Raw genomic sequence first — 5,583 nt, 5'->3', positions numbered from 1 at the left:
AACTATTTATTATTTAAGTAATTTATTTTAGAATGGCGCCTCTTTTATCAACACTAAGGATTAATCGTGATACAACATAACAATAAAGAACGTGTTCTTAAAAAACCGCCTTAATGACAGATTTTTTAAAGCTCTTTTCGGTGTAAAAGGACATGAAAAATATCTTATTTCCCTTCTAAACTCCCTTTTTGAATCTTATTTAAAGGGCCGTTCCATTGTCATTAATAAACTTACTTTCCTTAATCGTGAAGTTGATGCACTTAAGGATGACGGTAAGGCTTGTCGTATGGATATTCTTGCCCAAATCGATGACGGCAGCATTATTGATGTTGAAGTCCAACTTTTAAACATCAATGACGAAATGACCAAGCGTTCCCTATATTATTTTGGCAAACTATATACCGAAAGATTGAAAAGCGGCGAAAGCTATCATGTGTTAAGACCCTGCATCATAGTAAATTTACTTAATTTTAATTTATTTGATGATTTGGATGCATATCTGACCCGTTATCAGATGCAAGAGCTTACCTATGGTAGAATTTACAGTGACGATGCGGATATCTTTGTCGTGGAGCTTCCCAAATGGAAAGAATGGATAAAGAAGCAGAACACGCAGGATATAAAAAACGTCAATCGTTTTTGCCGATGGCTTTCATATCTTACAAGCAGCGACCCTGAGCTGGTACGCAGACTAGCCTTACATGATAGACTCATACAGGAGGCATTGATGATAGAGAAAAGGTATACGATGGATGACGAGCGTTGGTATGCCTATGAGATGCATGAAAAGTACCAGCATGATCAAGCCACGCTCAAAGAATGCGGAATCAGAGAAGGAATTGAAATAGGAACCAAAAAGACCCTTCTGCAAAATATCCGCGGTTTACTCAAAATCGGAGTAGAAGAGAAAACAATTAAAGCAGGATTAAACTGCACTGATGAACAAATTGCTGAAGCAAAGGCTTTAAACTAAATAATTTTTAAATTTTAACCGGAGCAAATCGCTCCGGTTTTCATCTACGCTATAAGCTCCCTACGCGAAAACTCCCATTTACCGTCGACACAAGATAAAGCGAAATCATGCTTTGCAATAAGTGAAGAACGATGACCTACGCTTACAATAATTGAATCCTTTAATTCTTCTTTAATTAGCGAATAAGCGATATTCTCACTGCGTTCATCAAGTGCGGATGACGCCTCATCCAAAAACAAGAGCTTAGGCTTTAACAATAAAGCCCGAACAAAAGCAACTCTCTGCTGCTCTCCTAATGACAGAATATGCGACCAAATATCCTCTTTATCAAGAAGCGGAAGCAAATGCTCAAGATTTAAAGCCTTAAAATATTTTTCAGTAAGTCCTTGCGTTTCCGGAGCTTTAGGATATCCTGCCGCCTCACGCAAAGTTCCTTGCGGCAAATACGGTTTTTGACTTAAAAATAAAACCTCGCCGCTTGCCGGCTCCGTAACTTTTCCTGAAGAAAAAGGCCAAATACCGGCAATAGTTCGAATAAGAGTGGATTTGCCGCATCCTGACGGTCCGCGAATTAGCAAACTATCTCCAAGATTAAGGCAAAAAGATACATTTTTACCTAATACCTCACCGCTCTGCGTCTTTACTTCAAGATTTTCAACCTTAAATTGAACTCCGTCTTTTTGTGCCTTTATACACTTAAAATTATCGGCTCTTTCCATACCGTCAAAAAACAGCGCAAGACGGTCGATTACCGCTTTCCACGAAGCCCAATCGGAGAAATTGGCAACCAAGGTAGATAAAGCACTTTGTACTTGCCCGAATGCGGAATTTATCTGCATGATACTGCCCATCGTAATTATTTTGGAAAAATACAAAGGAGCTGCGATCAAAATCGGGAAGATGACAGCAAGCTGCGCATAGCCTAAAGTTAAAAAGCCCAGGCGCTTTTGACAGTTAATAAGACTAATATAGTTTTTAACCACGTTAAAAAAGCGTTCTCTTAAAGTGAGATTTTCAATTTCCTCACCTTTATATAAAGCAATGGACTCGGCATTTTCACGCACGCGGATAAGCGAGAAACGGAAATCAGCTTCATAGCGCTGTTGCCTGAAATTAAGTTTGACTAAAGGCTTGCCCAGAATGAAAGTAATTAAAGTTCCGGCAACTGAGTAAATCAACGCCAAATACAAAAGATAACCGTCAGGCAGATGCAGAACATAGCCGTTCCATAAAGTCAGATCCACGCTGCCGGATAAATCCCACAGAACCACGGCAAAAGTCACCATCATGGCTAAATCCGTAGTAGTACCTAAAAACAGTACAATGGTCGCGTTAACGAATAGACTTAAATCGTCGGCAATACGCTGATCGGGGTTATCGGTATTTTTATCCGTAAGCTGAAGCTTGTAATAAGTACTTTTTTCAAGCCATTCATTCATTACTTTACCGGTAAGCCAGCGACGCCAATTAATTGCAAGCCGCGACTGTAAAAAGGCTTTATATACGGTAACCACCACATGAATTGATGCAAGCAAAGCAAATACTAGAATCTGATGCTTAAAAGCTGCAACATCATAATTTTGAATAGTATCCCAAAAAGTCTTATACCAAGTATTGATAGAGGTTGCTATCCAAATTGAACCTGCGGTAAGGGCAATAATAACAATCAGCAAAAACCATGAAATCATGCTGTCCTTACTGGTCCAATAAGGTTTTAACATGCGCCAAAAAGATGCCAGCGAAACTTTAAGCGGCAGACTGTCTGACGGTTTTCTGTCAGCGCTCTGCCCTGCATGCAGCTCTTTTTGAGCTGTTCTTTTAAATAATAAAGTTTTAAACATTTAAGTTTAAGCCTATAAAAAACGTTCTAAAAATACCGCAACACCGTCTTCTTCATTTGACAAAGTAATAGCCTTAGCCGCCTTTTTGGCCTCAGGCATAGCATTTGCCATCGCAACGCCAAGTCCTGCCGTTTCCAGCATTTTGCAGTCATTTTCAGCATCGCCAAAAGCCATAGTCCGTTCTATTTCAATATCTAAAATCTTGCACAGCTCACCAAGAGCTTTTCCTTTGGTCCCGTCAAAAGGAATAAATTCAAGGAAATTCGGATCAGAGCGCATAACCGTAAAAAGCTCATGCAAAGAAGGAGAGATTGCGGCACGTACTTTATCTAAATCCTCATCCGGTCCCACAATTAAAATCTTATAAAAAGGCTCGTTATCTTCACACTGCATAAAATCAATGGCCGTGTAAGGAGCTCCGGAGTGAACCACTTCTCTGGTCGTTGCCGGATTTAAATCCTCAATCACCAAACCGCGGGCTTTAGAATAAGCGTGAACCTTGCAGTTAAACTTATGGGCAAGTTTAGTTACCTCTTTGATGCTTCTGCCGTCGGCGCATAAAGAATACACGTCATGAAAATCATTGAGCTCAACAATCGCCGCACCGTTATAACAAACGGCATAAGCATTTGAATGCAAGATCCCCATTTCTTTTGCATAATTTACGATGCCGCACGGCGGGCGTCCCGTCACGATAACCGGTCTTATACCTTCGTCCTGCGCTTTTTTGAGTATATCTTTAGTTTTTTGCGTCACGGATTTATCTTTGGTTAAAACCGTACCGTCCATATCTAACGCAACCAATTTATAAAAACCTTTTTTTACTTCCACATTATCCAAGGTCAATGCCATGATTTATTTCCTTTTCTTCTTATTCTTGTTGGAATCTTAACCTTTCTTTACGTTAAAAAAAAGAAAAATCCCTGTTCGTCTTAACCCTTAGAGCCATACGAACAGGGATTTATACTAAAAATAACTAATTATGCACCGGCTTTTTTCAAAGCGGCATCAACAATCTCGGTTGCCTCTTTTTCGATCTGAGCTAAATGTTCAGGTCCCTTGAAGCTTTCCATGTAGATCTTATAAATGTTTTCAGTACCAGAAGGACGAGCGGCAAACCAACCGTTCTTGGTCACGACCTTCAAACCGCCGATAGCCGCACCGTTACCGGGGGCTGCGGTAAGCTTATCGGTGATCTCTTCGCCTGCCAAAGTAGAAGCCTCAACAGCTGAAGGATCAAGTTTCTTCAATACTGACTTCTGCTTAGCGCTAGCAGGAGCATCTACGCGATTATAAACCGGAGCTCCGTATTTCTCGGTCAATGCCTTGTAATGCTCTGACGGATCTTTTCCGGTCACGGCAAGCATCTCGGCTGATAGCAATGCCGCAATGATTCCGTCCTTGTCAGTAGTCCAGACACTACCGTCTTTCTTTAAGAATGAAGCACCGGCACTTTCCTCACAGCCTAAAGCCAAAGAGCCGTCAAATAATCCAGGAACGAACCACTTAAAGCCTACCGGAACTTCGCAGACCTTGCGTCCTAAGCCTTCAGCAACGCGATTCATCATATTAGAAGAAACTACGGTCTTACCGACCATTGCGTCTTTGGGCCAATTCTCGCGATGAGTGTAGATATAGTTAATTGCTGCAGACAAATAATGATTCGGGTTCATCAAGCCTGAATGACAAACAATACCGTGACGATCATAATCAGGATCGTTACCGAAAGCGATATCAAAATCGTCTTTCATGGCAATAAGTCCTGCCATCGCATAAGGGCTGGAGCAATCCATACGGATCTTGCCGTCCTTATCAAGGCACATGAATGAGAAAGTAGGATCAACGCGGTAATTTACCACTTTGATATTGAGCTTATAGCGATCGGCAATGCGATCCCAGTAGAATAATCCTGAACCGCCCAACGGATCTACGCCCAAACGAATTCCTGATTTTGAGATAGCTTCTAAATCAATAACGTTGCCCAAATCCTCTACATACTCAGAGAGCATGTCATATTCTTTTACGTTAGAAAGCTTAATGGCCTGTTCATAAGGAACGCGCTTAACTCCGGCAAGCTTATTTCTTAAAAGCTCATTGGCGCGATCTTGAACCCATGAAGTAATTTCCGTTCCTGCAGGACCGCCGTCGGTAGGATTGTACTTAAAGCCGCCGTCGGTAGGAGGATTATGAGACGGAGTAATAACAATACCGTCGGCAAGACCTGAAGTTCTACCCTTGTTATAAGTCAAAATAGCATGAGAAATCGAAGGGGTCGGAGTGTAGCCATGATCTTTTTCAATTCTGACCTCAACGCCGTTTGCGCCTAAAACTTCAATTGCAGTTGCTAAAGCCGCTTCGGACAAAGCATGAGTGTCCATACCGATGTACAAAGGACCGGTAATATTTTCTTTAGCACGATACTCGGCAATTGCCTGGGAAATCGCCAGAATATGGGACTCGGTAAACGAACTGTTAAGAGAAGTTCCGCGATGTCCTGAGGTTCCGAAACTTACCTGCTCATCAGGGTTTTCAACATTGGGGTGATTTAAATAATAAGCCGCCATCAAACGGGGGATATTAACCAAATCTTCTTCGCGGGCTTTTTTTCCTGCATAAGGGTGAATTGCCATTATAGTTACCTCAAAAAACTATGTTTTTCATCACGTACTTTTTAATTTTACAAAAAGTTTTAGAGTGAGGATAAGCGTTTCATTTTTAAGTGTGAGATAAAACTTAATTTTTTAGAAAAAGAGTAACGTTACTCACAAT

The 5,583-nt window shown here is 41.1% G+C and carries 4 protein-coding genes; 1 reads left to right on the top strand and 3 read right to left on the bottom strand.

All coding sequences use genetic code 11. The features are described 5' to 3' along the window. Nucleotides 1-91 precede the first annotated feature (91 nt). Nucleotides 92-973, top strand: a complete 882-nt coding sequence (locus QZ019_RS09045) for an Rpn family recombination-promoting nuclease/putative transposase (protein ID WP_295484404.1) — start codon at nt 92-94, stop codon at nt 971-973. A gap of 44 nt (nt 974-1,017) precedes the next feature. On the opposite strand, the gene QZ019_RS09040 is transcribed toward QZ019_RS09045, so the two are convergent. The 3 genes from QZ019_RS09040 to pgm all read right to left on the bottom strand — a co-directional run bounded on the left by QZ019_RS09040 (nt 1,018) and on the right by pgm (nt 5,444). Continuing rightward, on the bottom strand, nt 1,018-2,814 hold the full coding sequence (locus tag QZ019_RS09040; RefSeq protein WP_295484402.1) for an ABC transporter ATP-binding protein/permease: 1,797 nt from the start codon (nt 2,812-2,814) through the stop codon (nt 1,018-1,020). A 12-nt stretch (nt 2,815-2,826) separates the two neighbouring features. Further along, nucleotides 2,827-3,666, bottom strand: a complete 840-nt coding sequence (locus QZ019_RS09035; RefSeq protein WP_294566498.1) for a Cof-type HAD-IIB family hydrolase — start codon at nt 3,664-3,666, stop codon at nt 2,827-2,829. 128 nt (nt 3,667-3,794) lie between these two features. Beyond that, nucleotides 3,795-5,444, bottom strand: a complete 1,650-nt coding sequence (gene pgm, locus QZ019_RS09030; RefSeq protein ID WP_295484400.1) for a phosphoglucomutase (alpha-D-glucose-1,6-bisphosphate-dependent) — start codon at nt 5,442-5,444, stop codon at nt 3,795-3,797. Nucleotides 5,445-5,583 lie beyond the last annotated feature (139 nt).

The organism is uncultured Succinatimonas sp., from assembly GCF_905203285.1.
Lineage (GTDB): Bacteria > Pseudomonadota > Gammaproteobacteria > Enterobacterales > Succinivibrionaceae > Succinatimonas.
This window is presented reverse-complemented; position numbering and strand designations above follow the sequence as displayed.

Bases quoted from the DNA above. Each gene is read 5' to 3' on its own strand.
- QZ019_RS09040 (WP_295484402.1), bottom strand. From the start codon at position 2,814: ATGTTTAAAACTTTATTATTTAAAAGAACAGCTCAAAAAGAGCTGCAT.
- QZ019_RS09035 (WP_294566498.1), bottom strand. From the start codon at position 3,666: ATGGCATTGACCTTGGATAATGTGGAAGTAAAAAAAGGTTTTTATAAA.
- pgm (WP_295484400.1), bottom strand. From the start codon at position 5,444: ATGGCAATTCACCCTTATGCAGGAAAAAAAGCCCGCGAAGAAGATTTG.